The following is a 26,232-nucleotide window of genomic DNA, read 5'->3' as shown; positions in this document are numbered from 1 at the left end:
CCTCGACAACCCGTTCGGCACGAGGTTGTCACCCATGTCTTAGGTACGACCTGTTACCTATGTCTCCGGTCTGGACAAAACACCAACTGGTGGGCCCGGCAGGACTCGAACCTGCAACCAGACCGTTATGAGCGGCCGGCTCTAACCATTGAGCTACAGGCCCCGCCGCGAGACGGCCGCGAAAGCGGCGGCCGGCAACGGTGCGCGGTTCGTTTACAGGGACGGAGCCGGGGGTGCAATGCTGGCTCCGGCGGACAGAAATGCCGGCGCGGCAAGGCTTGTGATTTTTGAATAACCGAAATTGCCGATGATGCCCTTATAGTCCTGTTTTGCCCGGCGGCGCAAGCCCACCTTCGCCGAGCCTTCGCCCCCGCACTCTGGCAATCGCGCCAGGGGGCTCGTTTTTTCGATTCCGTAACCCCTTGTGATCCCTAGATCTTTCTACTGTGCATGGGGTTGTTTTCGCACATTTTGTTGGGAGGGGGTCTTCCGATCCCCTCCGATGTCGCGTTGGGCGCTGTCGGCTCGCGGCAGTTCCACAGGCCTAGTCCACCGACACGCCGGCGAACTCCACCACCTTGCGCCACTTCTCGGTCTCGTCGGTGACGAGCTTGCCGAACTCGGCCGGCGTCATCGGCTTGGGGATGCCGCCGGTCTCGGTGAGGCGCGCGACCAGCTTCGGGTCCTTCAGCGCCTCGTTGACGGCCTTGTTGAGGATCTCGATCACGTCGGCCGGCGTGCCCTTCGGCGCGGAGATGCCGTAGAAGCCGACCGATTCGAAGCCGGGCAATGTCTCGGCGATCGCGGGAACGTCAGGCACGCTCGGCCAGCGCTGCGGCGAGGTCACGCCGAGCGCACGGACATTGCCGCCCTTGGCCTGCTCCATCGCGGAGGGGAGGTTGTCGAAGATCAGCTGCACCTTGTTGGAGATGATGTCGGGGAACGCGATCGCAGATCCCCGATAGGGCACGTGCACCATGTCGCACTTGGTCATCACCTTGAACAGCTCCGCCGACATGTGCACCGAGGTGCCGTTGCCGGACGAGGCAAAGGAGATCTTGCCCGGGTTGGCCTTGCAGTAGTCGATGAACTCCTGAACCGTCTTCGCCGGGAACGCATTGGAGACGACCAGCATGTTGGTGAGCTGCATGATGCTGGCGACCGGCACGGTGTCGCGCAAAAAGTCGAACGGCAGCTTCTTGTAGAGTGAGGTCGAGATCGCGTTGTTGGGCGCGACGAACAGCAGCGTGTAGCCGTCCGGCGGTGAGTTGATCGCGGCACCGGCCGCGATGTTGCCGCCGGAGCCGGCGCGGTTCTCGACGATGAATTGCTGGCCGAAGCGGTCCGACAGCCAGTTCGCCATGATCCGCGCCACGATGTCGACCGGGCCGCCGGCGGAGAAGCCGATGATCCAGTGCACGGGACGGTCGGGATAAGCGGCGGAGGCGGGAGGTGCGGCGCCCAACAGCGTTGAAAGGAAAACCAGCCCGAAAACACTGTTACGCAAAATTCGCAACATGACGCCTCCCATTGTTCTATTGTCGTTGGGCTGCATGCTTTCACAAAATCGGGGCGCTGCCTACATCGCCGCAAGTCGATGTTGACGCGCCCCCGCCGGGACCGACCATGAAATTCGCGATCACCCTTGTTCTCGGCGCGGCGCTGCTTGCAAGCCCCGCGGCCGCTCAAACCGGAGGCAACGCCATTCCGACCAACACACCCAGCCTGACGATCAGCTTGGGCACCGCGACGCCCGGCGGCGGCTTTCCGCTCTATGGCAACGCCTTTGCGCAAGTGATGAACGCGGCCGATCCGCAAGTCATCATCGCCCCGCGCAACACCAAGGGCAGCAACGAGAACATTCCGCTGCTGGAAAAAGGCGAGCTCGATCTCGCTCTGGTCGCGGGCGAGCCGGCCTATGAGGCTTTTGCCGGCATCGGCCGCGCGCCGGTACGGTTGAAAATTCTCACGGCGATCTATTCCAACCCCGGCATGTTCGTGGTGCGCACGGACAGTCCGTACAAGACCATTCGCGATCTGGTCGGTCAGCCCGTCGCATTCGGCGCCAAAGGCTCGGGCCTGCCGATCCTGGCGCGCTATGTGCTCGATGGTCTCGGGTTGAAGCAAGACGAGGATTTCAAGGCCGTCTATCTCGACCGCGCCGGCGACGGCCCCGCGATGGTCGAGGATGGCCGTGTCGCCGCACTTTGGGGTGCCGGCATCGGCTGGCCCGGTTTTGCCGCGGTGGCCTCGAGCGCGTCAGGCGCGCGCTTCATCGCGCCTGACAGCGAGGAGATCGCGCGCATCCGCGCCAAGCACGCGTTCCTCAAGCCGCTCACCGTGCCGGCAGGCAGCTATCCGAACCAGGCCGAGCCGATCGCCTCGCTGGGGTCCTGGAGTTTTGTGCTGACGCGCGAAGATCTGCCCGACGATGTCGCTTATCGGCTCGCGAAGACGCTTCACGGCGTCGAGCCGACATTCTGCAAGCAGCTCGCCCAAGCCTGCGAGACCACGGCGGCAAACACCGTCGCGGCCGCGCCGAAGCCCGAGCTGATCCATCCCGGCGTGATCAAGTATTTTCGCGAGATCGGGGTGGTGAAGTGATCGCGCAGCGGTCATTCCGGGGCGGTCCGCAGGACCGAACCCGGAATCTCGAGATTCCGGGCTCGGTGCTTTGCACCGCCCCGGAATGAGGATCGCTTTAAGCGATCCTCACTTCTTCACCATCGCACACGCCGGGTCCGGCGGACCGAACGCCTTGTCGCCCGAGATCGTCGTGAGGATCTTGTAATAGTCCCACGGATATTTGCTCTCCTCCGGCGTCTTCACCTGCACCAGCCAGAGATCGTGCACCATCAGATTGTCATCGCGTAAGCGGCCGTTGCGGGCGAAGAAATCCTCGATCGGCTTTTCCCGCATCTTGGCTGCGACCTTGAGCGGATCGTCGGTGCCGGTGTCCTTGATGGCGTTGAGATAGTGCATCACGCTCGAATAGACGCCGGCCTGCCACATCGACGGCATCTTGTTCATCTTGGCGAAGTAGCGCTTCGACCATTCGCGGGTCTTGTCGTCCATGTCCCAATAGAACGAGGTCGTCAGCAACAGCCCTTGGGCAGCCTGCAGGCCGAGGCCGTGAATGTCGGTGATCAGCGCAAGCAGTGCCGCCATCTGTTGGCCGCCCTTGAACACGCCGAACTCGGAGCCGGTCTTGATCTCGTTCATGTTGTTGGGCGGACCCGCCGCGATGCCGATGATCTTGGCCTTGGAGGCCTGCGCCTGCAGCACGAACGAGGAGAGGTCGGGCGTTGCCAGCGGCGGCTTCACCGAGCCCAGCACCTTGCCGCCATTGGCGGTCACGACCGCCGAGGCGTCGCGCTCCAGCGAATGGCCGAACGCATAATCGTCGGTGATGAAGAACCAGCTGTCGCCGCCGCGCTTGACCACCGCGTCAGCGGTGCCGACCGCGAGCGCGCGGGTGTCGAACACCCACTGGATCGCGTAAGGCGAACAGAACTTGCCGTGGAAATCCGCGGTGCCGGTGGAGTGGGTGATGAACAGCCGCTTCTTCTCGTTGGCCATGTTCTGCACCGCGAGCCCGACCGCGGAGACCGGCACGTCAACGATCAGATCGACCTGGTCGACGTCGTACCAGCGCCGTGCAATCGCGCCGCCGATGTCGGCCTTGAGCTGGTGGTCGCCGACGACGATGCTGATCGGCTTGCCGAGCACGGTGCCGCCGAAATCGTCGATCGCCATCTGCGCCGCCGTCACCGAGCCCTGGCCGGTCGGCGCCGAGGCCGGACCGTTCATGTCGGTGAGCACGCCGATCTTGACAACGTCGTCGGACACCTGCGCCATTGCGGCGCCCGGCAGCAGCGTCGCCGTCATGAACGTTGCTGCAAAGCCGGCAGCGACCGGCAGTCCAAATCTCGTTGGCATCATATTCGTCCTCCCCTGATCCGGCGCGTTGGCCGGTGTGCCCCCGGGTATGGCCCGGCTGAATTGGTTTCTTTTGCAACTATTTGGGGGCGGGCGTCAACGTCAGGCGGCGAAGCGGATTTGTCCGGCCGGCGAGGGATCGTAGCCGGTCAGCTCCGCTGCGCGCTGGAGCAACCGCTTTTCGCTGAGGAACCGGATCAGGCCCTGCATCGCGGGCCGGAAATAGCTGCGATGCCGCATCGCGAGGTCGAAGTTTTCCCAGACCAGCGGCACGAAATCGAGGCCGGCCGAGCGCGCGGACGCACGCGTCGCGATTCCGCAATCGGCTTGTCCCGCGCGGACGATCTCGGCGAGATCCGGCCCGGTCAGGGCCGGCGTCTCGATCCGGCGCAAATCGCGCGTCGAGGCGGCGGCGCGCTTGAGCAGCACATCGAGCAGCATCTGCGCGCCCGTGCCCTGTTGCCGCATCGCCATCCTGGCCCCGAGCGCGAGCACGTCGGAAAGGCCGCGCAGCCGCTTGGGATTGCCCGGCGGCAACACGAGGCCTTGCTCGCGGCGCACGAACGCGACCAGCAATGCATCATGCAGGTCCGGAGCGTCTCGCAGCACCGTCGCATTGGCGTCGGCGGCAAGATTGCCGTCGGCATCGAGGCTGTGGAAGTGCATGGCCACGGCCATCACCTCGTCGCGCTGCAACCGCTCGAGCCCGCGCGCGCTGCCCTCGCTCATCGAGCCCAGGCCCGAGCCGGATTCGCGCAGGCCCCAATCCAGAAGCTCGTCCTGGCTGCCGCCGACGACCGGCGGCGGCTCCGCGATCAGCATGCCGGCCGGGCGCGCCAGTCCGGACAGCACCCAGAGGTCGAGTTCGTGCCGCGGGAAGAGCCACTTTCCGGTCACCTTGGTGCAGGGGATCGCACCGGTGGTGACGAGTTCGTATAGCTTGCGTTCGCCGAGCCGAAGATAATCGGCGGCTTCGCTGGTCGTCAGGAATTCCATCCTGCATTCCTATGCAAATTCTTGCTTCTTTTTGACGATCGACGCAGGTGGAATTCTGCATTTCAAGTTTTGTCCGCCACGACCATGCCTGATCATCTCGCTGCTTTGCAACACATCCTCACGCGCGATCTCTGCTTTGGTGAACGATCCTGAATCGCTCGTGTGGTGCCCATCTTGCGGGCTGTCGCGCCCGCAACTGCAATGGGCATATGCCGCTCCGCGTGTTGCCGAGATTTCCCGAGTCGTCGGCGCGCGGACGCGGAGGGTAAAGTCTGTGGCCGGTAGTGGCTTGACCTGCGCTCTATCTGTTGTTGTCTGCATCCGGCGCGGCAACGAGCAAACGCGTCACGAGTGCGGCGCAATCGATCATCATCATGATCGCGTCATAGCCAGTGGGAACCCGATCATGGCCGTCCGCCGCCTCTCCGTTGCACTCGTGCTTCTCTGCGGCCTTGCCGCAGGCGTTGCGGCGTCATCCGCGGAGGACCGCGCGATCGTGCTTGCCACGACCACAGCGACGCAGGAGTCCGGCCTGCTCGATTACCTGCTGCCGATCTTCCGTGAGAAGACCGGCATCGACGTGACCGTGATCGCGCGGCGCGCCGACGAGGTGCTCGAGGGGGCACGAAGGGGCGAAGTCGACGTCGTGCTGATGCATGCACGGCCGCAGGAGGAGAAATTCGTTGCCGACGGTTTTGCGGTGAAGCGCTTTGACGTGATGTACAACGACTATGTGCTGATCGGGCCGAAGAGCGATCCCGCCGGCGTGAAGGGCAAGGACATCGCGACCGCGCTGAAGGCGATCGAGGCCAAGGGCGCGCCGTTCGTGACGCGCGGCGACCGTTCGGGCACCCATGCCGCCGAGCTCGCGCTCTGGATCGTCGCCGGCATCGACATCGCGAGCACCAAAGGCGGCTGGTATCGCGAGGCCAAGCAGGGCATGGTCTCCGCCCTCGATGCAGCGCGCACAGCGAACGCCTATGTGCTGTCCGACCGCGGCAGCTGGATCGCTTTTCGGGAGCGCGGCGATCTCGACGTCGTCGTCGAAGGCGACAAGCGTCTGCTCAATCAGTACGGCGTGATGCTGGTGAACCCCGCGAAGTTTCCGAACGTGAAGAAGGAGCTGGGGCAAGACTTCGTCGACTGGCTGATCTCGCCTGACGGGCAGGCGGCGATCGCCGGATACAAGGTCGACGGACAACAACTGTTCTTCCCCAATGCGGACAAGTCGGGCGGCTGACGTTCGTATCGCCAGCGGTTGCCAAACCGGGCGATGCATGGTCCATCATGGCGCATGACCCAGCGCCTGCCGCCCTTGCTGACGCCGCTCGACGCCGCGCTCGCCGCGTTGCTGAAGGGGCTCGATCCGCTCGCGCCGGTGGAGTTGCAGCTGACTGAAGCGGCCGGCTGCATCGCGGCGGGCAATCCGCTGCTCGCGGCCCGACCGTCCCGTGACGTCGCTGCCGCCGACGGCTGGGCGTTTTGGGCCAATGATCTGGTCGGCGCGTCCTCCTATTCACCGCTGCCTCTCGCAACAGCGCCCGCCTGGGTCGATGCCGGCGACGCGATGCCGGCGGGATGCGACTGTGTGCTCGATGCCGACGCAGTCGAGATGTCTGGTCCGCTCGTCCAGGTATTGGCGGAGAGCGCACCGGGGCAGGGCGTCAGGCGCGCCGGAAGTGACATCGACGGACGCACGCCTGCCGCGGCAGAGGGGTATCCGGTCGGTCCTGGCGCTCTGCTGCTTGCGCGCGCCGCCGGACTGGACCGACTGAGCGTGCGGCGTCCGCGACTGCGCATTGTCAATGTACCAAGTGCAACGCTGACCATGCATCTGATTGCGGACATCGCACGCACCGCAGGGCTGGATGTGCAAACGCACGAGGCCGGCGCGCGCGACGCGGGATCGATCGCGGAGGCGATCGGAGCGCCCACCTGCGATCTCCTGCTGACGATCGGCGGCAGCGGTGTCGGTCGCAACGATGCAGCGGTCACGGCGCTGGCCCAGCGTGGTGACGTGATCGCCCATGGTCTTGCGCTCCAGCCCGGACGCACCGCCGCGATCGGGCGGCTCGGAACCATTCCTGTCGTCGCCTTGCCCGGATCGCCGGAACATGCGCTTGCGGTCTGGCTTGCGCTCGTGCTGCCGCTCCTCGACCGTCTGTCAGCGCGGCTGCCGCGCCGACCGATAGCCTTGTCGCTCGCGCGAAAAATTGCATCCAGCGTCGGCATCGCCGAAATGGTCCTGCTGGCCGAGGAACATCATGCGTGGGTGCCACTTGCGGTAGGAGAATGGCCGCTCCAGGCAATTGCCCGCGCGGATGCATGGCTGCTTGTTCCCGCCAGTCACGAGGGATTTGCAGCGGGCGCGCCGGTCGATGCCTATCTGATGCGGGAATGATATGGGTTTAGCATGACCATGATCCCGCAATCGCAAGTCCGCAGCGCGCTCGAACAGGAACAGTTCCTCAAAATCCTTTCCCGCGAGGAGGCGCTGGCACGCTTCGAGGCCGCGCTGTTCCCGCGCGCTCTTTCGAGCGAAACGCGCAAGCTCGGTGCTGCGCTTGGCGCGTCGCTCGCTGAAGACATCACTGCGCCGATCGACGTGCCGCCGTTCGACCGTTCCAATGTCGATGGCTTTGCGGTGCGCTCTGCGGATCTTGCGACAGCCGGCGAAGGCGCGCCGGTTCGCCTCGGGCTGAATGGCGAGACCATTCACTGCGGCACCGTACCGGCGGTGCAAGTGGCGGCGGGAACGGCAACGCCGATTGCCACCGGCGGTCCGCTGCCGCGCGGTGCCGATGCCGTGATCATGGTCGAGCATACCCAGCCGGCGGGGTCCGGTGCGATCGACGTCCGTCGCGCGGCCTCGCCCGGGCAATTCATATCCTACGCAGGATCCGATATCGCGCGTGGCGAGGCGCTGCTGCGCGCCGGCACCATCATCGGCTCACGCGAGGTCGGCATGCTGGCGGCTTGTGGTATTGCCGAGGTGAGCGTCGTGCGCAAACCTCGTGTTGCCGTGATCTCCACCGGTGACGAACTGGTTCAGCCGGGCGAGGTGCTCGCGCCCGCTGCGATCTACGATACCAACGGCCCGATCGTCACTGCTGCGATCGACGAGAACGGCGGAGAGGCGGTTTTCCTTGGCGCCATTCCGGACGACGAAGCTCAGCTCGAAGCCGCCATGAGGGGTGCGCTGGCGGACGCCGACATACTGGTGCTCTCCGGCGGCACGTCGAAAGGCGCGGGCGACCTGTCCCATCGCATCATCGGCCGGCTCGGCCAGCCCGGCATCATCGCGCATGGCATTGCGCTCAAGCCCGGCAAGCCGCTGTGCCTTGCGGTGTGTGACGGCAAGCCGGTGGTGATCCTGCCGGGTTTTCCGACTTCGGCGATGTTCACCTTTCACGACATGATCGTACCGGTGCTGCGCAAAATGGCCGGACTGCCGCCGCGTTCCGATGCCAAGGTGAACGCGACCGTGCCGGTGCGCATTGCTTCCGAGCTCGGCCGCACCGAATTCGTCATGGTCTCGCTGGTCGAAGGCAAGGACGGCTTGATCGCCTATCCCTCCGGCAAGGGGTCCGGTGCGATCACGTCATTCGCGCAGGCCGACGGCTTTCTGCGCATCGACGCACTCGCCGACAAGATGCCGGCCGGGACCGAGGCCGAGGTGACGCTGTTTACGCCGCATGTGCGGGTGCCCGATCTCGTTATCGTCGGCAGCCATTGCACCGGCCTCGATCTCGTCACGGCGCAACTCGCGCATGCCGGCCTGACCGTGCGCTCGATCGCCGTCGGCAGCCTCGGCGGACTTGCGGCGGCGCGGCGCGGTGAATGCGATCTGGCGCCGATCCATCTGCTCGACGAAAAGAGCGAGACTTACAATACGCCTTACCTCGCCGAAGGACTCGAGCTCGTGCCGGGCTGGCGGCGGATGCAGGGCATCGTGTTCCGCAAGGGCGACAAGCGTTTTGAAGGCCACAGCGCGAAGGATGCCGTGGCCGCGGCGCTCGCTGATCCCTCCTGCATCATGGTCAACCGCAACCAAGGCGCCGGCACGCGCATCCTGATCGACCGGTTGCTCGCTGGTGCGCGCCCGGAGGGCTATTGGAACCAGCCACGCTCGCACAATGCGGTGGCCGCGGCGGTCGCACAGCGCCGCGCCGATTGGGGCATGACCATTGCGCCGGTCGCCCATGCGGTTGGCCTCGGTTTCATTCCGCTCGCGGAGGAACATTATGACTTCGCGTTGGTGAGGGCGCGGAAGCAGCGTCCGGCAGTGCGGGCCTTTCTCGATGCGCTCGGCTCGGACGAAGCGCGCGCCGCGCTGGAGCGCGCCGGCTTCCGACCGGCGTAGTCTGGCATCGTTCGGTCAGCGCTCCGCTACGAGGTTTGGATTGTCTCCCCGCCGGTCTGTTCGCGCACGCGCTGCCGCTCCTCGGCTTCGGCAAGTGCGCGCTGCGCGGCGGGCGGCAGCGGGCCCTCAACGATTTCAGGCTTGCTCCGCCACTTCGTGTCGTCGACTGCGACCGAGCAATCGAGTGCGAAATCGATCACTTCGAAGATAACGTTCAAGAGGGGGTCCGTCATGGCTGATCCGGGCAATGTCCCGATCATTGGTCGCTCGCGTTCTCGTCTCGGTTCACGGCCCGCGAACCCAAGCTCACGCGGCCTTAAGCGGCGTCATCCAGTGCGGTCAGCCGTTCCGCTTCCGCGATATCTTCAACGGTGTTGGCATTGAAGAACGGATCGAGCGGCTCCGTCGGCCACGTCACGGTCGCGAGCGGGTAGCGCGCGGTCCAGCGGTCGATCTTGCGGAGGTCTTCGACCACCAGCGCATGACGCAGTTCGTCGCGCAAGCCAACGCGCCACAGGCCGATCACCGGATGCGATTGATCGCCTGATGCCGCAACGGCGAGCTCGGCATTCGCCGCGATGCGTTTTTCATGCAAGCGCGCGACCAGATCGCGCGGCAGGAACGGGCAATCGCAGGCGGCACTGAGCACCCACGTCACCTCGGGCCGGTTCGCCGCGGTCCAGTCGAGCGCGGCAAGGATGCCGGCGAGCGGGCCGGGAAAGCCGGGCACGTCGTCGGCGATGACCTGCAAACCGAACGCGGCGAAGCGGGCGGGATCGCCGTTGGCATTGAGGATCAGCCCGCTGCATTGGGGCGATAGGCGCGCGATCACGCGTTCCAGAATGGTGCGGCCGCCAATGGTGCGCATCGGCTTGTCGCCGCCGCCCATACGCCGCGCGAGGCCGCCGGCGAGCAGCACGCCTTGCGTGGTCGGAAAGCTAGTCGTCACCACCTTCACCCTTGCGCTTGTGCTTGGCCGATTCTTCCTCGACGTAAGCGAGGTTCTGGTCGTAGACGATGCGCTCTGCCCCCGACAACGCGATGAACCGTTTGCCGCGGGCGCGGCCGACCAGCGTCAAGCCCACCTGCCGGGCGAGATCGACACCCCAGGCGGTGAAGCCGGAGCGCGACACCAGGATCGGAATGCCCATGCGGACCGTCTTGATCACCATCTCCGAGGTGAGCCGTCCCGTGGTGTAGAGGATCTTGTCGGATGCATCGACGCCGTGGCGGTACATCCAGCCCGCGATCTTGTCGACGGCGTTGTGACGGCCGACATCCTCGGTGTAGCAGAGCGGCTCGCCCTCCCTGCACAGCACGCAGCCGTGGATCGCACCGGCCTCCAGATAGAGCGAGGGCATGGTGTTGATGGTCTGAGTCATCTGGTAGAGCCAGGAGGTGCGCAGCTCGGCCTTCGGCAGCGCCACGCTCTCGACCGCCTCCAGCAGATCGCCGAAGGCGGTGCCCTGCGCGCAGCCCGAGGTCTGTGTGCGCTTCTTCAACTTGGCTTCGAAATTGGTGTGGTGCTCGGTGCGCACCACCACCACTTGGAGGTCGTCGTCGTATTCGACCTCGGTGACCGCGTCATTGTACTTCAGCATATTCTGGTTGAGCAAATAGCCCAGCGCCAGATATTCCGGATAGTCGCCGATCGTCATCATGGTGACGATCTCCTGCGAATTCAGGTAGAGCGTCAGCGGGCGCTCCACCGGCACCTTGATCTCGATCCTGGCGCCGGACTGGTCGGTCCCGGTCACGCTCTCGGTGAGGCGCGGGTCCTCGGTGTCAGGGACGATCAGGGGCACGGGGGCTTTGTCGATCTTCATCATGGCCGCGACGTTAGCATGACATTCGGGTCAAGCCGATATAAGCATGCTAGCGAGAGAACGAAATGCCGCCTATTCGTCATTGCGAGCGAAGCGAAGCAATCCAGGCTGCCGCCGTGGATGCATTCCTGGATTGATTCGCTGCGCTCGCAATGACGGAGAAGAGAGTGGTTCCATCAAGGACCGGGTCGCTCGCGGAGACGGAGCTGGAATGAAAGTCATCGGCCTTGCAGGCTGGAGCGGTGCGGGCAAGACCACGCTGTTGACGCGGCTAATCCCGCATTTCAATGCGCTTGGCTTGCGCGTCTCGGTCATCAAGCATGCGCATCACCAGTTCGACGTCGACGTGCCCGGCAAGGATTCCTGGCGCCATCGCGAAGCCGGCGCGGCCGAGGTGCTGGTTGCTTCGTCAAATCGCTGGGCGCTGATGCACGAATTGCGCGGGGCGGCGGAGCCGCGTCTGCCGGAACTGTTGAGCAAATTGTCGGCCGTCGATCTCGTCGTGGTCGAGGGTTTCAAGCGCGAGCCGCATCGCAAGATCGAGGTGCATCGCGCCGCCAACGACAAGCCGCTGCTGTTTCCCGATGATCCCGGAATTTTCGGGATCGCGGCCGACGTTGCCATTGAAACCCGACTGCCGACCGTCCATCTCGACGATATCGCCGCCGCCGCGGAATTGCTGCTGCGCGCCGCGATGCCAGTCGAGGAAGCGGTCGCGAAAAGCGCTGCGATGCGCTGACGAGGCACCATGGCGCAATTGTCGGACGATTGTTTTGCCTTCGGCGGACCGATGATGTCGGTCGACGAGGCCGTTGGCCTGATCACGACGCGCGTCAACGCGATTGTCGATCTCGAAACCGTGGCGCTCATCGATGCAGATGGGCGCGTGCTGGCCCGCGATATCGCGGCGCCGCTGCCGTTGCCGCCCTTCACCAATTCCGCTGTTGACGGCTACGCCGTGCGCAACGCAGATCTTCCTGATAGCGTTGAGCGGGCATTCCCGCTCGACGGCCGCATCCAGGCCGGCGGTCTGGCACTGGCGCTGATCAAGGCCGGCCACACCGCGCGCATCTTCACCGGCGCGCCGATGCCGCCGGATGCCGAAACCGTCTTCATGCAGGAAGATGTCCGCATCGACGAGGCCGGTCGAATTGTGCTGCCGCCGGGGCTGAAGCCGGGCGCGAATGTCCGCCCTGCGGGAGAGGACATTCCCCAGGGCCACATCGCGCTGCGCGCAGGCCAGCGCTTGCTGCCGCAACATGTCGCGCTCGCGGCGGCGTTCGGCCTGGTCCGGCTCGACGTCGTCAGGCGCATCCGCGTCGCAGTGTTCTCGACTGGTGATGAACTGGCCTCGCCCGGCGAGCCGCGCGCGGCCTCGCAGCTGTTCGACTCCAATCGCTTCATGCTGATGGCGATGCTGCGCCGGCTCGGCTGCGAAGTCAGCGATCTCGGCATCTTGCGCGACGAGCGGACGTTGCTCGCGAATGGCTTGAAGCAAGTCGCAGGTAGTCACGATCTGATCCTCACCACCGGCGGCGTCTCGACCGGAGAGGAGGATCACGTCAAGGCGGCCGTCGAAAGCATCGGCTCGCTGGTGTTGTGGCGGATGGCGATTAAGCCGGGACGGCCCGTGGCGATGGGCATCATCGAGGGCACGCCGCTGATCGGATTGCCGGGCAATCCCGTCGCGAGTTTCGTCACCTTCGTGCATGTGGTGCGGCCGACGGTGCTCGCGCTTGCGGGCAGCCTGCCGGAGCCGCCGTTGCCGATCCCGGTGCGCGCGGCATTCACCTACAAGAAGAAGGCGGGGCGTCGCGAATATGTTCGCGCTTCCTTGCGGCGCACGCCGGACGGTGCACTCGAGGCCATCAAGTTTCCACGCGAGGGCGCTGGGCTGTTGTCCTCACTGGTCGACACCGACGGCCTCATCGAGCTCGATGAGGAGGTCACGCGTGTCGAGCCGGGGCAGAGCGTGGGTTTCTTGTCCTATGCCGATCTGCTCTGAGTCTTGGCGTTGCGTTGGCGCTGTCCTGGCGTTGACGCCATCGGCCCCTCCCGCCATGTTGCGCCGATGACCAGAACGACGCTCGATCTCACCGGACTGAAATGCCCGCTGCCCGCCCTGAAGACGCGCAAAGCGCTGAAGCCCTTGCAGCCGGGCGATCAGCTCGAAGTGCACTGCACGGATCCCCTGTCGGTGATTGACATTCCAAACCTGATCCGGGAGACCGGCGACATGGTGGAGATCACCGAGCGCAACGACGCGCGCATCGTGTTCTTGATTGAGAAGGCCGATCGGTCGATAGAAAAAATCAATGGTGCGCCGCCCACTTAGCCGGCGGTCACTCGGTTGATACCTACCTTTTGTCTATCGACATCGATCATCACTTCTGCCCCAATTGACTTCCTCCGCCGAGACGCGGAGGTCGAGTCTTGCCTGCGATATGCGGAGCAAATGGGCCATCGAAAGAAGCCCGACCGTGGCGTCGGGCATAGCCCCCAAGGTTAGGGGTTTAACGTCTCGGATGCGCGTGACGATCCTGGCGCGCGTCGATCATTGTGCGGAGCAGCAGGGACAAAGGCTGCGCTGCAGGCTGAGGAACAGGACCGTCGTGGCAGGCCGTTCAGAAGCGCGGCTTTAGGGGAGGAATGCATGTCTACCATCGAGAGCGCGGGAACACTTTCGGGTGCCGGCGCAGGTTTTCTGGATCGCGAGCGGACCATCGCGACCGCCGGGTTCAATCGCTGGCTGGTCCCGCCGGCTGCGCTGTGCATCCATCTCTGCATCGGCATGGCCTACGGCTTCTCGGTGTTCTGGCTGCCGCTGTCGCGCGCGATCGGAGTGACCGCGCCGAAGGCGTGCCCTGACATCTCGCTGTGGCAGGAGCTCTTCACCACGACATGCGACTGGAAGGTCGCGAGCCTCGGGTGGATGTATCAACTGTTTTTCGTGCTGCTGGGCGTCTCTGCCGCGCTGTGGGGCGGCTGGCTCGAACGTGCCGGGCCACGCAAGGCTGGTGTCCTCGCTGCCTGCTGCTGGGGTGGCGGTCTGCTGATCGGCGCTTTCGGCGTCTACGTCCATCAACTCTGGATCATGTGGCTCGGGGCGGGCGTCATCGGCGGCGTCGGTCTCGGGCTCGGCTACATCTCGCCGGTTTCGACGCTGGTGAAATGGTTCCCCGATCGCCGCGGCATGGCGACGGGCATGGCCATCATGGGCTTTGGCGGTGGTGCGATGATCGGCGCTCCATTTGCGAACCTCCTCATCAACTATTTCAAGACGCCGACCTCAGTCGGCGTCTGGGAAACCTTTGCGACGATGGGTCTCATCTATTGCTTGTTCATGATGATCGGTGCCTTCGCCTACCGCGTCTCGCCGAGTGGCTGGCAGCCTGAGGGTTGGACGCCGCCAAGTGAAAAGAAATCGATGATCACCGAGCATCACGTGCATCTCGACAATGCGCACAAGACGCCGCAGTTCTGGCTGATCTGGTGGGTGCTATGCCTGAACGTGACAGCGGGCATTGGTGTGATCGGTATGGCCTCGCCGATGCTCCAGGAGATCTTCGCCGGCAAGCTGATCGGTCTGCCCGATCTCACCTTCAATCAGCTTTCGACGGAGCAGAAGACCGTCATTGCCGGCATCGCGGCGGGCTTCGCCGGCCTGCTGTCGCTGTTCAACATCGGCGGCCGGTTCTTCTGGGCCTCTCTGTCCGATTATATGGGCCGCAAGAACACCTACTATACGTTCTTCGTGCTCGGCATCGCGCTCTACGCGCTCGCGCCGACCTTCGCGGCAATGGGCTCGAAACTGCTGTTCGTGCTCGGCTTCGGCATCATTCTGTCGATGTATGGCGGCGGCTTCGCGACGGTGCCGGCTTATCTTGCCGACATGTTCGGAACCCAGTTCGTCGGCGCCATCCATGGCCGGCTGCTGACGGCATGGTCGGCCGCAGGGCTCGTCGGTCCGCTCGTTGTGAACTACATCCGCGAGTTCCAGCTCGCGGCCGGCGTGCCACGCGATCAGCTCTACAACACGACCATGTACATTCTGTGCGCCATGCTCATCGCCGGCCTGATCTGCAACTATCTGATCAAACCGGTCGATCCCAAGTGGAACATGAGCAACGAGGAGGTCGCAAGGCTCCAGGCAGTCAGCGCCAAGACCGAAGCCGGCATCCAGCACGGCTCGTTCGGCATCGGTCGGGGAGGCCTCGACTTGAAGGCTGCCCTGTTCTGGGCCTTCGTCGGAGTCCCGCTCGGTTGGGGCGTGTGGAAGACAGTCGAGAGTGCGGTCAAGATCTTCTGATCGCAAGCCATGTCGCCGCGGGAGCTCGCAAGTCAGCTTCCGCGGCGCTTCAGTATCAAGATCAGGAATGGGACCTAGGGGGACTCTATGCTGCGCACCCGTATCTGCCTCGCTGCCATGCTGCTGGCCGTGGGCCTCAACACCGCGTCGGCTCAAACCGCACCCGCAACGCCTGCACCGGCCGCGACAACGGCCGCAAAGCCGCCGGGCAAGATCAAGCTGACCATGCAAAAACTGAAGGACATGAAGGCCAAGTGGGCGGCCAACAAGCCCAAGCTCAAGGCCTGTCGCGCCGACGTGAAATCCAAGGGCCTCGCCGGCGATGACCGCTGGTTCTACATCGAAGAGTGCATGAACAAGGGCTGAGACGGCGCACATCCCATTCGGTGCGGGGCGTGGAGGTTGTCGGGCTCCAGCTCCCTCAAATGCTTTGTAGAACATACGAATTTTCTTGGCATCTGGTATGCCAAGGACTAGGGTTGGACCCTGTTCTGAAGAAGGCTACGACGCAGCGATGGGCCACGACGACGTTCACAAGGTCAGAGAATTCGAGCATCCGGGCCAGGGGCGCCGGCGCGCCAAATCCACGCCCAAGGGACGGCAGGTCGATCCCACCGCCGCGCACGAGATCGAGCAACTGCTCGGTGACCGGCCGCGGCGTCGCGACCTCTTGATCGAATATCTGCATCTGATCCAGGACAAGTACCGCCAGATCTCGGCTGCGCATCTCGCCGCGCTTGCCGACGAGATGAAGCTCGCGTTCGCCGAGGTGTTCGAGACCGCAACCTTCTACGCGCATTTCGACGTGGTGAAGGAAGGCGAGCCCGATATCGCGCCGCTGACCATCCGCGTCTGCGATTCGCTGACCTGCGCGATGCTGGGCGGAGAGAAGCTGCTCGCCGATTTGCAAGATGCGTCCGGTCCCGGCATCCGCGTGGTGCGTGCGCCCTGCGTCGGTCGCTGCGATACGGCGCCTGCCGCGGAAGTCGGACACAACTTTGTCGATCATGCCACGGTCGCCAATGTGATGGCGGCGGCGAAGGCAGGCGACACCCACGCGCATCTGCCCGACTATATCGGCTATGACGCCTATGTCGCCGGCGGCGGCTACAAGCTGCTCAATCGCCTGCGCTCGGGCGAACTGCTGACGGACGACCTGCTGAAGGCGCTCGACGACGCCTCGCTGCGCGGTCTCGGCGGCGCCGGCTTTCCGACGGGACGCAAATGGCGCGCGGTGCTGGGTGAACCCGGCCCGCGGCTGATGGCGATCAACGGCGACGAGGGCGAGCCCGGCACGTTCAAGGATCGCGTCTATCTCGAAAGCGATCCGCACCGCTTCCTCGAGGGCATGCTGATCGGCGCCCATGTGGTGCAGGCCTCGGATATCTACATCTACCTGCGCGATGAATATCCGGCATCGCGCGAAATCCTCGAACGCGAGATTGCAAAGCTGCCGCCGGGCGGTCCGACGCTGCATATGCGCCGCGGCGCCGGCGCCTATATCTGCGGCGAGGAATCCTCGCTGCTGGAAAGCATCGAGGGCAAGCGCGGCCTGCCCAGGCACAAGCCGCCTTATCCATTCCAGGTCGGCCTGTTCGGCCTGCCGACCTTGATCAACAATATCGAGACCTTGTGGTGGGTGCGCGATATCGTCGAGAAGGGCGCCGACTGGTGGAAGGGCCACGGCCGCCATGAGCGGCACGGCCTACGCAGCTTCTCGGTCTCGGGCCGCATCAAGAACCCCGGCATGAAACTCGCGCCTGCTGGCATCACCGTGCGCGAGCTGATCGACGAATATTGCGGTGGCATGGCCGACGGCCATCAATTCTATGCGTACCTCCCGGGTGGTGCGTCCGGCGGCATCCTGCCGGCGGCGATGGACGACATCCCGCTCGATTTCGGCACGCTTGAAAAATACGGCTGCTTCATCGGCTCTGCCGCGATCGTGATCCTGTCGCAAAAGGACAGCGTGCGCGCGGCCGCGTTGAATCTGATGAAGTTCTTCGAGGACGAGAGCTGCGGCCAGTGCACGCCGTGTCGCGTCGGAACCCAGAAGGCCGCACTGCTGATGCAGCAACCGGTCTGGAACCGCGCTCTCCTGGACGAATTGAGCCAGGCGATGCGCGATGCCTCGATCTGCGGGCTCGGACAGGCGGCATCGAATCCGCTTGCCACCGTGATTAAATATTTCCCTGACGAGTTCAAGGAAGCGGCCGAATGACGAAGATTACGTTCGAGCTCGACGGCAAGCAGGTCGAGGCCAATGCAGGCGAGACGATCTGGCAGGTCGCAAAACGCCAGGGTCGCGAGATTCCGCATCTGTGCTATTCGCCCGCGCCGGACTATCGTCCCGACGGCAATTGCCGCGCCTGCATGGTCGAGATCGAGGGCGAGCGCGTGCTCGCGGCGTCCTGCAAGCGCACGCCATCGGTCGGCATGAAGGTGAAGACGGAGAGCGCGCGCGCGGTTTCCGCGCAAAAAATGGTCATGGAGCTGCTGGTTGCCGATCAGCCGGCGCGCGAGACCTCACACGATCCGGAGTCCAAATTCTGGCATTGGGCCGAAACCACTGGGGTCACCGAGAGCCGCTTCCCCGCCGCCGAGCGTTGGGCGACCGACGCCAGCCATCCGGCGATGCGCGTCAATCTCGATGCCTGCATCCAGTGCGGCCTCTGCGTGCGCGCTTGCCGCGAGGTCCAGGTCAACGACGTCATCGGCATGGCCTATCGCAGCCACGGCTCGAAAATCGTGTTCGATTTCGACGATCCCATGGGCGAGTCCACCTGCGTCGCCTGCGGCGAATGCGTTCAGGCCTGTCCGACCGGGGCCCTGATGCCGGCCGTAATGCTGGACGAGAAGCAGACCCGTGTCGTCTATGCCGACAAGAAGGTGGATTCGCTTTGCCCGTTCTGCGGCGTCGGCTGCCAAGTGACCTATGAGGTCAAGGACGAGAAGGTGATCTATGCCGAGGGCCGCGATGGCCCGGCCAACCGCAACCGTCTTTGCGTCAAGGGCCGCTTCGGCTTCGACTACATCCACCATCCGCATCGACTGACCAAGCCGCTGGTGCGGCTGCCGAATGCGAAGAAGGATTCCAACGACCAGGTTGATCCCGCCAATCCGTTCACGCATTTCCGCGAAGCGAGCTGGGAAGAAGCGCTCGACATCGCGGCCAGGGGCCTCGTCAAGATCCGCGACGAGAAGGGCGTGAAGGCGCTGGCCGGCTTCGGCTCGGCCAAGGGCTCGAACGAGGAGGCCTATCTTTTCCAGAAGCTGGTGCGCACCGGCTTCGGCTCCAACAACGTCGACCATTGCACCCGCCTGTGCCACGCCTCGTCGGTCGCGGCGCTGTTCGAAGGCCTGAGCTCGGGCGCCGTGTCGGCGCCGTTCTCGGCGGCGATGGACGCCGAGGTCATCATCGTAATCGGCGCCAACCCCACCGTGAACCATCCGGTCGCTGCGACTTTCATCAAGAACGCGGTCAAGCAGAACGGCGCGAAACTGTTTGTGATGGATCCGCGCCGTCAGACGCTGTCGCGTCATGCGACCAAGCATCTGCAGTTCAAGCCGGGCTCGGACGTCGCCATGCTGAACGCGATGATCCACACGATCATCACCGAAGGGCTGACCGACGATCAGTACATCGCCGGCTACACCGAGGGGTTCGAGGACCTCAAGGAGAAGATCAAGGAGTTCACGCCGGAGAAGATGGAGCCGATCTGCGGTGTCCCGGCGCAGACCCTGCGTGAGGTCGCGCGAACCTATGCGCGGGCAAAATCGTCGATCATCTTCTGGGGCATGGGCATCAGCCAGCATGTCCACGGCACCGACAATGCGCGCTGCCTGATTGCGCTGGCGCTGATCACCGGCCAGGTCGGCCGGCCCGGCACCGGCCTGCATCCGCTGCGCGGCCAGAACAACGTGCAGGGCGCTTCCGATGCCGGTCTGATCCCGATGTTCCTGCCGGACTATCAGCCGGTCGGCCGCGACGACATGCGCGGTGCCTTCGAGAAGCTGTGGGGCCAGGATCTCGATCCCGTGCGCGGCCTGACCGTGGTCGAGATCATGAACGCGATCCATGCCGGCGAGATCAAGGGCATGTATATCGAGGGCGAGAACCCCGCGATGTCCGATCCCGATCTCCAGCACGCGCGCCAGGCGCTTGCCATGCTCGATCATCTCGTGGTGCAGGACCTCTTCGTCACGGAGACCGCATTCCACGCCGACGTCATCCTGCCGGCCTCGGCGTTTGCCGAAAAGGAAGGCTCCTTCACCAACACCGATCGTCGCGTGCAGCTCGCGCGCCAGGTGATCAAGCCGCCGGGCGATGCGCGGCAGGATCTCTGGATCATCCAGGAGATCGGCAAGCGCATGGGGCTGCCGTGGAATTATGCTGGTCCCGGCGAGGTCTTCACCGAGATGGCGGAGTTGATGCCGTCGCTGAAGAACATCACCTGGGAACGTCTGGTCCGCGAGGGCGCGGTCACCTATCCCGTCGACGGTCCCGACGTGCCCGGCAACGAGATCATCTTCACCACGGGATTTCCGACCGCGAGCGGCCGCGGCAAGATCGTTCCGGCCCACGTCATCCCGCCGGACGAGATTCCCGACGCCGAGTATCCGATGGTGCTCTCGACCGGCCGCGTGCTCGAGCATTGGCACACTGGCTCGATGACCCGCCGCGCGCAGGTGCTCGACCAGATCGAGCCGGAGGCGGTCGCGTTCATGTCGCCGAAGGACATGCACAGGAAGAAGCTCGCGCCGGGCGATTTCATCCGGCTCGAGACCCGCCGCGGCGCGGTCGAGGTCAAGGTCCGCTCCGACCGCGACGTTCCCGAGAACATGGTGTTCATGCCGTTCTGCTACGCGGAGGCGGCGGCCAATCTCCTGACCAACCCGGCGCTCGATCCATTCGGCAAGATCCCGGAGTTCAAGTTCTGCGCGGCGAGAGCCGAGCGCGCCGAGTTGCGGGACGCGGCCGAGTAGGCGCTCGGTGGTGTTGTGGCGGCACGGCGTTGCCAACCCTCAGTGTCGTCCTGGCGAAGGCCAGGACCCATACCGCGGAATCTATCGATTTCGGGTGATAGTAGTATCGAACGACAGGTCTTCGCCAACGCCTCCCTGGGGTAATGGGTCCTGGCTTTCGCCAGGACGACTCGGGGAGAGACTGCGCCGTACTCGTCCCTTCGCTCCTCGCAGCGGCGGTGCTAGACATCGCATATGTCCAAAGCCACCCCAGCCACACGCGCGCTCACAGCCGCAAAGGTTGCCTTCACCGTCCACGCTTATGACTACGATTCCGATGCCGAGAGCATCGGCCTCCAGGCGGCTGCTGCGCTTGGCGAAGACCCCGCGCGTGTATTGAAAACGCTGATGGCGCTGGTCGACGGCAAGCCGGTCTGCGTGATCGTCCCATCCGACCAGGAAGTCTCGATGAAGAAGCTTGCCGCTGCTGTTAGCGGCAAGTCAGCGCAGATGATGAAGCCGCCGGAGGCCGAGCGACTCACCGGCTACAAGGTTGGCGGCATCAGCCCGTTCGGGCAGCGGAAGCCCGTACGCACCGTGATCGAGCAGAGCGCGCTCGCACATGACCAAGTGTACGTCAATGGCGGTCAGCGCGGACTGCAGGTGCGGCTCAGTCCAGGCGATGTGCGGGACGTGTTGAAGGCGATCGTCGCGGAACTGGTCGCCTGAGCGCGGCGTTCTGCTACTGCTTTTGCAACAGCTTCAGCCGACAGCGCAGCGCTTCGCCGATGTGTGCACGCGCAAGCTGCTCCGCTTTGCCGCCGTCGCGAACCGCGATGGCGTCGATGATGGCCTGGTGCTCGCCGTGGCTGGTCGAAGGGCGGCCCGATACGGTGAACGTAGTCGGACCGAGCAGAGCGATCCAGTCCTGCAATTCCCGCGAAGCGTTGTCGAGATAGCGGTTGCGCGCGGCGCGGCAGATGGCTTCGTGGAAGGCGCGGTTGAGCCTTGCCATTTCTCCTGCCATGTCGGTCGCGTCGGCCCCGGACGCTTCGACAAAGGCCTGCTCGATGTCCCTGAGCGCATCGATCTCGGGCGCAGACGCGTGCTCGGCGGCAAGTCGGGCGGCGGCGCCCTCCATGATCTCGCGCATCGCATAGAGTTCGAGTACCTCGGAGATGTCGAGGTTGCGTACGATCAGGCCGCGGCCGCCGGCAGGTTCGACGAACCCACGTGCCGCAAGCCGGCCCAGAGCCTCCCGCACCGGCGTGCGGCTGACCTTCAGCCGCTGGGCGACCTCTTCCTCGCGCAGGCGGTCGCCAGCGCGATAGCTGCCGGCCTGCAGCGCCTCGCAGAGCGAGCGGAACACGGCTTCGCCGAGCGCCACGCCGCCGCCGCGCGCGACCGAGCCGCCTGCCTTTGTCGGGCGCCTTGCCATGCAATCCTCGTGCTCGCCACGCGCATCCTGCCCATGCAGCGATGGCGCTTGCTGGATTTCTGTATATCTTTGTATACAAAAGTGCGCAATGGCGAACCGGATTGACCGGGGCCGCCTGCGGGGCAGAATGTCTCCAACTTCGTCGCATCGGGCAGACGGCATGAGCAGCAAATACGATGTGCTGGTGATCGGCGGCGGCAACGCGGCGCTGTGTGCGGCGATCAGCGCCCGACGTGGTGAGGCGTCGGTGCTGGTGCTCGAAGGCGCGCCAAAATTCTATCGCGGCGGCAACACGCGTCACACCCGCAACATGCGCTGCGCCCATGACGAGGCGACCGAAATCCTGACCGGGCCCTACACCGAGGAGGAGTTTTGGGAGGATCTCCTGCGCGTCACCGGCGGCCAGACCGACGAGATACTCGCCCGGCACATGATCCGCGAGTCCAAGGACATTTTGAACTGGATCGTCGAGCAGGGGGTGCGCTGGCAGCCCTCGCTGGGCGGCACGCTGAGCCTCGGCCGCACCAACTCCTTCTTCCTCGGCGGCGGCCGTGCGATGTTGAACGCCCTGTATCTGACCGCCGAGCGGCTCGGCGTCGAAATCGAATACGACGCCGAGGTCACCGACCTCGTGATCGAGGATGGCATGTTTCTCGCCGCCCGCCTCAAGCGGCCGATCAAGGGCGACACCGAGATCCGCGCGACGTCGCTGGTCGCCGCCGCCGGCGGATTCGAGGCCAACATCGGATGGCTGAAGCAATATTGGGGCGAAGCCGCCGACAATTTCCTGATCCGCGGCACGCCCTATAACCGCGGCTCAATCCTGAAGATGCTGCTCGCCAAGGGCGTGCAGGAGGTCGGCGACCCCACCCAGTGCCATGCGGTCGCGATCGACGCGCGCGCGCCGAAATTCGACGGCGGCATCATCACGCGGCACGATTCCGTCGTGTTTGGCATCGTTGTCAACAAGCACGCGCAGCGCTTCTATGATGAAGGTGAGGACATCTGGCCGAAGCGTTACGCGATCTGGGGCCGGCTGGTGGCCGCGCAGCCCGACCAGATCGCCTACATCATCTTCGATTCCACCGTGGTCACGAGCTTCATGCCGACGCTGTTCCCGCCGATCGCAGGGCAGACGATTGCCGAGCTCGCCGGCAAGCTCGAGCTCGATTCGGCCGCGCTGGAAAAGACCATCACCGAATTCAATGCCGCGGTGCGGCCCGGCACCTTCGACCACACCATTCTGGACGATTGCCGCACCGAAGGCATCACACCGCCGAAGACGCATTGGGCGAGGCGGATCGAGACGCCGCCCTACCTTGCCTATCCGGTGCGGCCCGGCATCACCTTCACCTATCTCGGCACGCGCGTGACCAGGGAGGCGCGGATGCTGATGGCTGACGGCAAGCCGTCGGCCAACATGTTCGCGGCCGGCGAGATCATGGCCGGCAACGTGCTCGGCAAGGGCTATGCCGCCGGCATGGGCATGACCATCGGCAGCGTGTTCGGACGGATCGCAGGACGGGAAGCGGCACGCCACGCCAAGAACTAGGACGAAGAAAAGACACGAGGGAGGAACCATGTCACGCATTGCCATTGCCTCGACCGCGGCGCTGCTGATCGTCGGCCACGCCCACGCGGCCGAGCCGATCACGCTGCGAGACATGGGTTCGTTCCATGTCGGTGGGCGTCTTGTCGAAATCTCCGGCAAGCCGGTGAGGGAGGTCGTGTTCGCGCCCGGCGGAGTGCCGGCCAAGGTCGATCCCAACGGCACGTATCAGGTCGAGCAGATGTACGTGCAGTATTTCCTGCCGGCAAACGAGAAGGGTGCCTATCCTTTGCTGATGTGGCACGGCGGCGGATTGACCGGCGTCACCTACGAGACCACGCCTGACGGACGCGAAGGCTGGCTGAATTATTTTCTGCGCAAGGGGTGGGCGGTCTATAACTCCGACGCGGTAGAGCGCGGACGCGCGGGCTGGGCGCAGTACCCCGATATTTTCAAGAGCGAGCCGGTCTTCCTGACCACGGCCAATCCGTTCGAGCGTTTCCGCATCGGCGATGGACCGAATTCCTACGATCCCGATCCCGCCAAGCGAAAATTGTTGCCGGGCAACCAATTCCCCGTCGAGGGTTACGAGAATTTCGTCAAGCAGAACGTGCCCCGCTGGACCACGACCGACGATGCGACCATCGCCGCCTATATCGCCGAGATCGATCGCGTCGGCCCCTCGGTGCTGCTGTTCCACAGCCAAGCCGGCACCTTCGGCTTCAAGGTCGCGCAAGCCCGCCCCGACAAGGTGAAGGCGCTGATTGCGATCGAGCCGGCCGGCATCGGCGATCCCGCCAAAGCGGATGTGCTGAAGAACATTCCGACCCTCATCATCTACGGCGACTATATCGAGCGCGATTCGCGCTGGCCCAAGATCCGCGCCAACGGCATCGCCTTTGCGGACGCCGTCAAGGCGGCCGGGGGCAGCGTCGGCATCGTCGATCTCCCGCAGGCCGGCATCAAGGGCAATTCGCATATGGTGATGATGGACAAGAACAACCTCGAGGTCGCAGCCCTGATCCAGAAATGGCTCGAGAGCAAAGGCCTGACGAAGTAAAGCCATGCACGGAACCAAAATTCTGGACGAAGCCGACCGCCTGATGACGGTCTGCAATTCCTGCCGTTACTGCGAGGGTCTTTGCGCGGTATTTCCCGCCATGGAGATGCGTCGCGCCTTTTCCGACGGCGACCTTAATTATCTCGCCAATCTCTGCCATGGCTGCGGCGCCTGCTACGTCGACTGCCAGTTCTCGCCGCCGCACGAATTCAACGTCAACGTTCCGCAGACGCTGGCGATCGCGCGCGCGGAATCCTACGCGGCCTATGCCTGGCCACAGGCGCTGTCCGGTGTCTTCGCGCGTAACGGTCTCGTCATCAGCATCGTCGCCGCGCTCAGCATGGCCGCCTTCATCCTCGGCTTCGCGGCCCTGAACGACCGCACCGTGCTGTTCGGCGTGCACACCGGCCCCGGCGCTTTCTACAAGTTGATGCCGCACAACGCGATGGCGGCGTTGTTCAGCGCGGCCTTCCTTTATGCGATCTTCGCGCTGGTGATGAGCGTGCGCGCGTTCTGGCGGGATATCGGTCCACCGATCGGCGGCCGTGCGGACGGTGGCTCGATCTTTCAGGCGATGCGGGACGCTGGTGAGTTGCGCTATCTCCATGGTGGCGGCGTCGGCTGCTACAATGAGGATGACAAGCCGACCGACCGGCGCAAGCTTTTCCATCACCTGACCTTCTACGGCTTCCTGCTCTGCTTCGCCGCGACCTCGGTCGCCACGCTGTATCACTATCTGCTCGGGCGCGAGGCGCCGTATCCGTGGTGGGATCTGCCGGTGGTGCTCGGCACGCTCGGTGGCATCGGTCTGATCATCGGGCCGATCGGCCTGTTCGTCGCCAAGATGCGGCGCGATCCGGCGCTGCTCGACGAGCAGCGCTATGGCATGGATGTCGGCTTTATCGCCATGTTGTTCCTCACCGGCTTCACCGGCATGCTGCTTCTGATTCTGCGCGAGACTGCAGCCATGGGGCCGCTGCTGGCGCTGCATTTGGGTGCAGTGTTCGCGCTGTTCGTCACCATGCCGTACGGCAAGTTCGTGCACGGCATCTATCGCTTCGCGGCGCTGGTGCGTTACGCGCAGGAGCGACGCAGCGATGCCGGTTCTTGATTCAGATGGTGCGGAAGCGGCCGTCGCGCAGGAAAGCGATGGTCTGTTCGATGGCGGCGGCGTGACGCGGAAGTCCGGTATGGGACGCCTTCACGACGATATGGTCGGCCATGCCGGCGACCATCGCGCTTTGCACTGAGACCCGTCCGTCATTTGGCTTCGGCAGAACCAAGAGGCCGGCGACGGGATCGATGAAGCGGTTTCCCGCGATCACGCCGACGGGATAGTCCACCGCGGGCAGGGCGTCAGACCGGGGCGTGGACGTGGTGGTGAGCTCGAGTCCGGCGGGTCCGTAGAATGCGCTGTAGAGGCGATATCCGCTCAGGAGATCGGCGACCTCGCTGCCGCCGTTTGGCGTGCCCAGCATCACCACGCCGGCAAGCCGGTCCGGACGATATTTCGCGATATAGGCGCGCGTCACCAGACCGCCCATCGAATGCGCGACGAAATGCAGCGGCGCCTCACGCTCGGCGAAGCGGGCGACTTCCAGGTGAATATCGTCCGCGAGCGCCGTGATCGTCTTGCGGCGGCTGGCATAGTCGATGTTGAGCGTTGCAAAGCCGCTGGCCCGGAGCGCCCGTTCCAGTCTGATCAGGGACGCCGAGGTGCGCGCGATGCCGTGAAGCAGAACCACTCCAGGGCATCGCGCCTCGCTTGATTGAGACGCCTCGTGCAT

General features: G+C 64.5%; 23 protein-coding genes and 1 tRNA gene. 15 read left to right on the top strand and 9 right to left on the bottom strand.

Translation table 11 applies throughout. From position 1 onward, the window contains the following. Positions 1 to 87 precede the first annotated feature (87 nt). Together AC0L30_RS37305 and AC0L30_RS37300 are read right to left on the bottom strand one after the other, a co-directional pair. Positions 88 to 163, bottom strand: a tRNA-Ile gene (locus tag AC0L30_RS37305). A 381-nt stretch (positions 164 to 544) separates the two neighbouring features. Beyond that, on the bottom strand, positions 545 to 1,519 hold the full coding sequence (locus AC0L30_RS37300) for a Bug family tripartite tricarboxylate transporter substrate binding protein (protein WP_354168804.1): 975 nt from the start codon (positions 1,517 to 1,519) through the stop codon (positions 545 to 547). A gap of 107 nt (positions 1,520 to 1,626) precedes the next feature. On the opposite strand from AC0L30_RS37300, the gene AC0L30_RS37295 reads away from it, so the two are divergent. Next, positions 1,627 to 2,604, top strand: coding sequence for a TAXI family TRAP transporter solute-binding subunit (locus AC0L30_RS37295; protein WP_473406373.1), 978 nt, complete (start codon positions 1,627 to 1,629; stop codon positions 2,602 to 2,604). Positions 2,605 to 2,712: 108 nt separating this feature from the next. Here the strand turns inward: AC0L30_RS37295 and AC0L30_RS37290 are convergent, their stop codons facing one another. Further along, complete coding sequence (locus tag AC0L30_RS37290) at positions 2,713 to 3,942, bottom strand: ABC transporter substrate-binding protein (RefSeq protein ID WP_354168800.1); 1,230 nt, start codon at positions 3,940 to 3,942, stop codon at positions 2,713 to 2,715. 99 nt (positions 3,943 to 4,041) lie between these two features. Beyond that, the gene (locus AC0L30_RS37285; RefSeq protein ID WP_473406372.1) at positions 4,042 to 4,935 is read right to left on the bottom strand and encodes a substrate-binding domain-containing protein; all 894 of its coding nucleotides are present in this window, start codon (positions 4,933 to 4,935) and stop codon (positions 4,042 to 4,044) included. A gap of 406 nt (positions 4,936 to 5,341) precedes the next feature. Between AC0L30_RS37285 and AC0L30_RS37280 the strand changes: the two genes are divergently transcribed. From AC0L30_RS37280 to AC0L30_RS37270, 3 genes are read left to right on the top strand one after another with little or no spacing between them, the layout of a single operon-like run. After that, on the top strand, positions 5,342 to 6,175 hold the full coding sequence (locus AC0L30_RS37280; RefSeq protein ID WP_473406371.1) for an ABC transporter substrate-binding protein: 834 nt from the start codon (positions 5,342 to 5,344) through the stop codon (positions 6,173 to 6,175). 54 nt (positions 6,176 to 6,229) lie between these two features. Then, a complete protein-coding gene (locus tag AC0L30_RS37275; protein ID WP_354168795.1) occupies positions 6,230 to 7,336 on the top strand; it encodes a molybdopterin-binding protein in 1,107 nt (368 codons plus the stop codon). Between the two features lie 12 nt (positions 7,337 to 7,348). After that, positions 7,349 to 9,298 (top strand): molybdopterin biosynthesis protein, encoded by a 1,950-nt coding sequence (locus AC0L30_RS37270; protein ID WP_473406370.1) that lies wholly within the window; start codon positions 7,349 to 7,351, stop codon positions 9,296 to 9,298. A gap of 26 nt (positions 9,299 to 9,324) precedes the next feature. On the opposite strand, the gene AC0L30_RS37265 is transcribed toward AC0L30_RS37270, so the two are convergent. Genes AC0L30_RS37265 through fdhD form a run of 3 tightly spaced genes read right to left on the bottom strand, consistent with a single transcriptional unit; the run spans position 9,325 to position 11,127 of the window. Next, positions 9,325 to 9,558: a hypothetical protein gene (locus AC0L30_RS37265; protein WP_245285994.1), complete on the bottom strand. Its 234-nt coding sequence runs from the start codon at positions 9,556 to 9,558 to the stop codon at positions 9,325 to 9,327. Positions 9,559 to 9,614: 56 nt separating this feature from the next. Then, positions 9,615 to 10,256, bottom strand: a complete 642-nt coding sequence (gene mobA / locus AC0L30_RS37260; RefSeq protein ID WP_473406369.1) for a molybdenum cofactor guanylyltransferase MobA — start codon at positions 10,254 to 10,256, stop codon at positions 9,615 to 9,617. Then, entirely contained in the window at positions 10,237 to 11,127 is an 891-nt protein-coding gene (gene fdhD / locus AC0L30_RS37255; RefSeq protein ID WP_007600665.1) for a formate dehydrogenase accessory sulfurtransferase FdhD, read from the bottom strand. The genes mobA and fdhD overlap by 20 nt, the downstream gene beginning before the upstream one ends. Before the next feature lie 208 nt (positions 11,128 to 11,335). Between fdhD and mobB the strand changes: the two genes are divergently transcribed. From mobB to ybaK, 8 genes are all read left to right on the top strand, one after another. Further along, on the top strand, positions 11,336 to 11,863 hold the full coding sequence (gene mobB, locus AC0L30_RS37250) for a molybdopterin-guanine dinucleotide biosynthesis protein B (protein ID WP_007600666.1): 528 nt from the start codon (positions 11,336 to 11,338) through the stop codon (positions 11,861 to 11,863). 9 nt (positions 11,864 to 11,872) lie between these two features. After that, entirely contained in the window at positions 11,873 to 13,129 is a 1,257-nt protein-coding gene (locus AC0L30_RS37245) for a molybdopterin molybdotransferase MoeA (RefSeq protein ID WP_007600668.1), read from the top strand. A 66-nt stretch (positions 13,130 to 13,195) separates the two neighbouring features. Further along, on the top strand, positions 13,196 to 13,459 hold the full coding sequence (locus AC0L30_RS37240; protein WP_473406375.1) for a sulfurtransferase TusA family protein: 264 nt from the start codon (positions 13,196 to 13,198) through the stop codon (positions 13,457 to 13,459). 318 nt (positions 13,460 to 13,777) lie between these two features. Then, positions 13,778 to 15,433, top strand: coding sequence for an OFA family MFS transporter (locus AC0L30_RS37235; RefSeq protein ID WP_473406368.1), 1,656 nt, complete (start codon positions 13,778 to 13,780; stop codon positions 15,431 to 15,433). A gap of 87 nt (positions 15,434 to 15,520) precedes the next feature. Then, positions 15,521 to 15,799 carry a hypothetical protein gene (locus AC0L30_RS37230; RefSeq protein WP_473406367.1) on the top strand — a complete coding sequence of 93 codons (279 nt, stop codon included), beginning with the start codon at positions 15,521 to 15,523 and terminating at the stop codon, positions 15,797 to 15,799. Between the two features lie 148 nt (positions 15,800 to 15,947). Further along, positions 15,948 to 17,654, top strand: a complete 1,707-nt coding sequence (locus AC0L30_RS37225) for an NADH-ubiquinone oxidoreductase-F iron-sulfur binding region domain-containing protein (RefSeq protein WP_473406366.1) — start codon at positions 15,948 to 15,950, stop codon at positions 17,652 to 17,654. Continuing rightward, a complete protein-coding gene (gene fdhF, locus AC0L30_RS37220) occupies positions 17,651 to 20,419 on the top strand; it encodes a formate dehydrogenase subunit alpha (protein ID WP_007600675.1) in 2,769 nt (922 codons plus the stop codon). The genes AC0L30_RS37225 and fdhF overlap by 4 nt, the downstream gene beginning before the upstream one ends. Before the next feature lie 234 nt (positions 20,420 to 20,653). Then, positions 20,654 to 21,127: a Cys-tRNA(Pro) deacylase gene (gene ybaK / locus AC0L30_RS37215; protein WP_354128871.1), complete on the top strand. Its 474-nt coding sequence runs from the start codon at positions 20,654 to 20,656 to the stop codon at positions 21,125 to 21,127. A 13-nt stretch (positions 21,128 to 21,140) separates the two neighbouring features. Here ybaK and AC0L30_RS37210 read toward each other — a convergent pair whose 3' ends face one another. Then, the gene (locus tag AC0L30_RS37210; RefSeq protein ID WP_007600679.1) at positions 21,141 to 21,836 is read right to left on the bottom strand and encodes a GntR family transcriptional regulator; all 696 of its coding nucleotides are present in this window, start codon (positions 21,834 to 21,836) and stop codon (positions 21,141 to 21,143) included. 160 nt (positions 21,837 to 21,996) lie between these two features. Between AC0L30_RS37210 and tcuA the strand changes: the two genes are divergently transcribed. The 3 genes from tcuA to tcuB are packed head-to-tail and all read left to right on the top strand — an operon-like array spanning position 21,997 to position 25,556. Continuing rightward, complete coding sequence (tcuA, locus tag AC0L30_RS37205) at positions 21,997 to 23,388, top strand: FAD-dependent tricarballylate dehydrogenase TcuA (RefSeq protein ID WP_473406365.1); 1,392 nt, start codon at positions 21,997 to 21,999, stop codon at positions 23,386 to 23,388. 28 nt (positions 23,389 to 23,416) lie between these two features. Continuing rightward, complete coding sequence (locus tag AC0L30_RS37200) at positions 23,417 to 24,445, top strand: alpha/beta hydrolase (protein WP_354168770.1); 1,029 nt, start codon at positions 23,417 to 23,419, stop codon at positions 24,443 to 24,445. Between the two features lie 4 nt (positions 24,446 to 24,449). Continuing rightward, entirely contained in the window at positions 24,450 to 25,556 is a 1,107-nt protein-coding gene (gene tcuB, locus AC0L30_RS37195; protein ID WP_354168768.1) for a tricarballylate utilization 4Fe-4S protein TcuB, read from the top strand. Between the two features lies 1 nt (position 25,557). Here the strand turns inward: tcuB and AC0L30_RS37190 are convergent, their stop codons facing one another. Beyond that, positions 25,558 to 26,232: an esterase/lipase family protein gene (locus AC0L30_RS37190; protein ID WP_007600685.1), complete on the bottom strand. Its 675-nt coding sequence runs from the start codon at positions 26,230 to 26,232 to the stop codon at positions 25,558 to 25,560.

The sequence above is a fragment of the Bradyrhizobium sp. MI1.11 genome (genome assembly GCF_055811255.1).
This window is presented reverse-complemented; position numbering and strand designations above follow the sequence as displayed.

Coding starts and splice junctions, on each gene's coding strand:
- AC0L30_RS37240 (WP_473406375.1), top strand. CDS start 13,196: ATGACCAGAACGACGCTCGATCTCACCGGACTGAAATGCCCGCTGCCC.
- mobB (WP_007600666.1), top strand. CDS start 11,336: ATGAAAGTCATCGGCCTTGCAGGCTGGAGCGGTGCGGGCAAGACCACG.
- tcuA (WP_473406365.1), top strand. CDS start 21,997: ATGAGCAGCAAATACGATGTGCTGGTGATCGGCGGCGGCAACGCGGCG.
- tcuB (WP_354168768.1), top strand. CDS start 24,450: ATGCACGGAACCAAAATTCTGGACGAAGCCGACCGCCTGATGACGGTC.
- AC0L30_RS37290 (WP_354168800.1), bottom strand. CDS start 3,942: ATGATGCCAACGAGATTTGGACTGCCGGTCGCTGCCGGCTTTGCAGCA.
- AC0L30_RS37190 (WP_007600685.1), bottom strand. CDS start 26,232: ATGCACGAGGCGTCTCAATCAAGCGAGGCGCGATGCCCTGGAGTGGTT.
- AC0L30_RS37300 (WP_354168804.1), bottom strand. CDS start 1,519: ATGTTGCGAATTTTGCGTAACAGTGTTTTCGGGCTGGTTTTCCTTTCA.
- AC0L30_RS37210 (WP_007600679.1), bottom strand. CDS start 21,836: ATGGCAAGGCGCCCGACAAAGGCAGGCGGCTCGGTCGCGCGCGGCGGC.
- AC0L30_RS37225 (WP_473406366.1), top strand. CDS start 15,948: ATGGGCCACGACGACGTTCACAAGGTCAGAGAATTCGAGCATCCGGGC.
- ybaK (WP_354128871.1), top strand. CDS start 20,654: ATGTCCAAAGCCACCCCAGCCACACGCGCGCTCACAGCCGCAAAGGTT.
- fdhD (WP_007600665.1), bottom strand. CDS start 11,127: ATGATGAAGATCGACAAAGCCCCCGTGCCCCTGATCGTCCCTGACACC.
- AC0L30_RS37280 (WP_473406371.1), top strand. CDS start 5,342: ATGGCCGTCCGCCGCCTCTCCGTTGCACTCGTGCTTCTCTGCGGCCTT.
- AC0L30_RS37230 (WP_473406367.1), top strand. CDS start 15,521: ATGCTGCGCACCCGTATCTGCCTCGCTGCCATGCTGCTGGCCGTGGGC.
- AC0L30_RS37200 (WP_354168770.1), top strand. CDS start 23,417: ATGTCACGCATTGCCATTGCCTCGACCGCGGCGCTGCTGATCGTCGGC.
- AC0L30_RS37235 (WP_473406368.1), top strand. CDS start 13,778: ATGTCTACCATCGAGAGCGCGGGAACACTTTCGGGTGCCGGCGCAGGT.
- AC0L30_RS37285 (WP_473406372.1), bottom strand. CDS start 4,935: ATGGAATTCCTGACGACCAGCGAAGCCGCCGATTATCTTCGGCTCGGC.
- AC0L30_RS37295 (WP_473406373.1), top strand. CDS start 1,627: ATGAAATTCGCGATCACCCTTGTTCTCGGCGCGGCGCTGCTTGCAAGC.
- AC0L30_RS37265 (WP_245285994.1), bottom strand. CDS start 9,558: ATGATCGGGACATTGCCCGGATCAGCCATGACGGACCCCCTCTTGAAC.
- AC0L30_RS37270 (WP_473406370.1), top strand. CDS start 7,349: ATGACCATGATCCCGCAATCGCAAGTCCGCAGCGCGCTCGAACAGGAA.
- AC0L30_RS37275 (WP_354168795.1), top strand. CDS start 6,230: ATGACCCAGCGCCTGCCGCCCTTGCTGACGCCGCTCGACGCCGCGCTC.
- AC0L30_RS37245 (WP_007600668.1), top strand. CDS start 11,873: ATGGCGCAATTGTCGGACGATTGTTTTGCCTTCGGCGGACCGATGATG.
- fdhF (WP_007600675.1), top strand. CDS start 17,651: ATGACGAAGATTACGTTCGAGCTCGACGGCAAGCAGGTCGAGGCCAAT.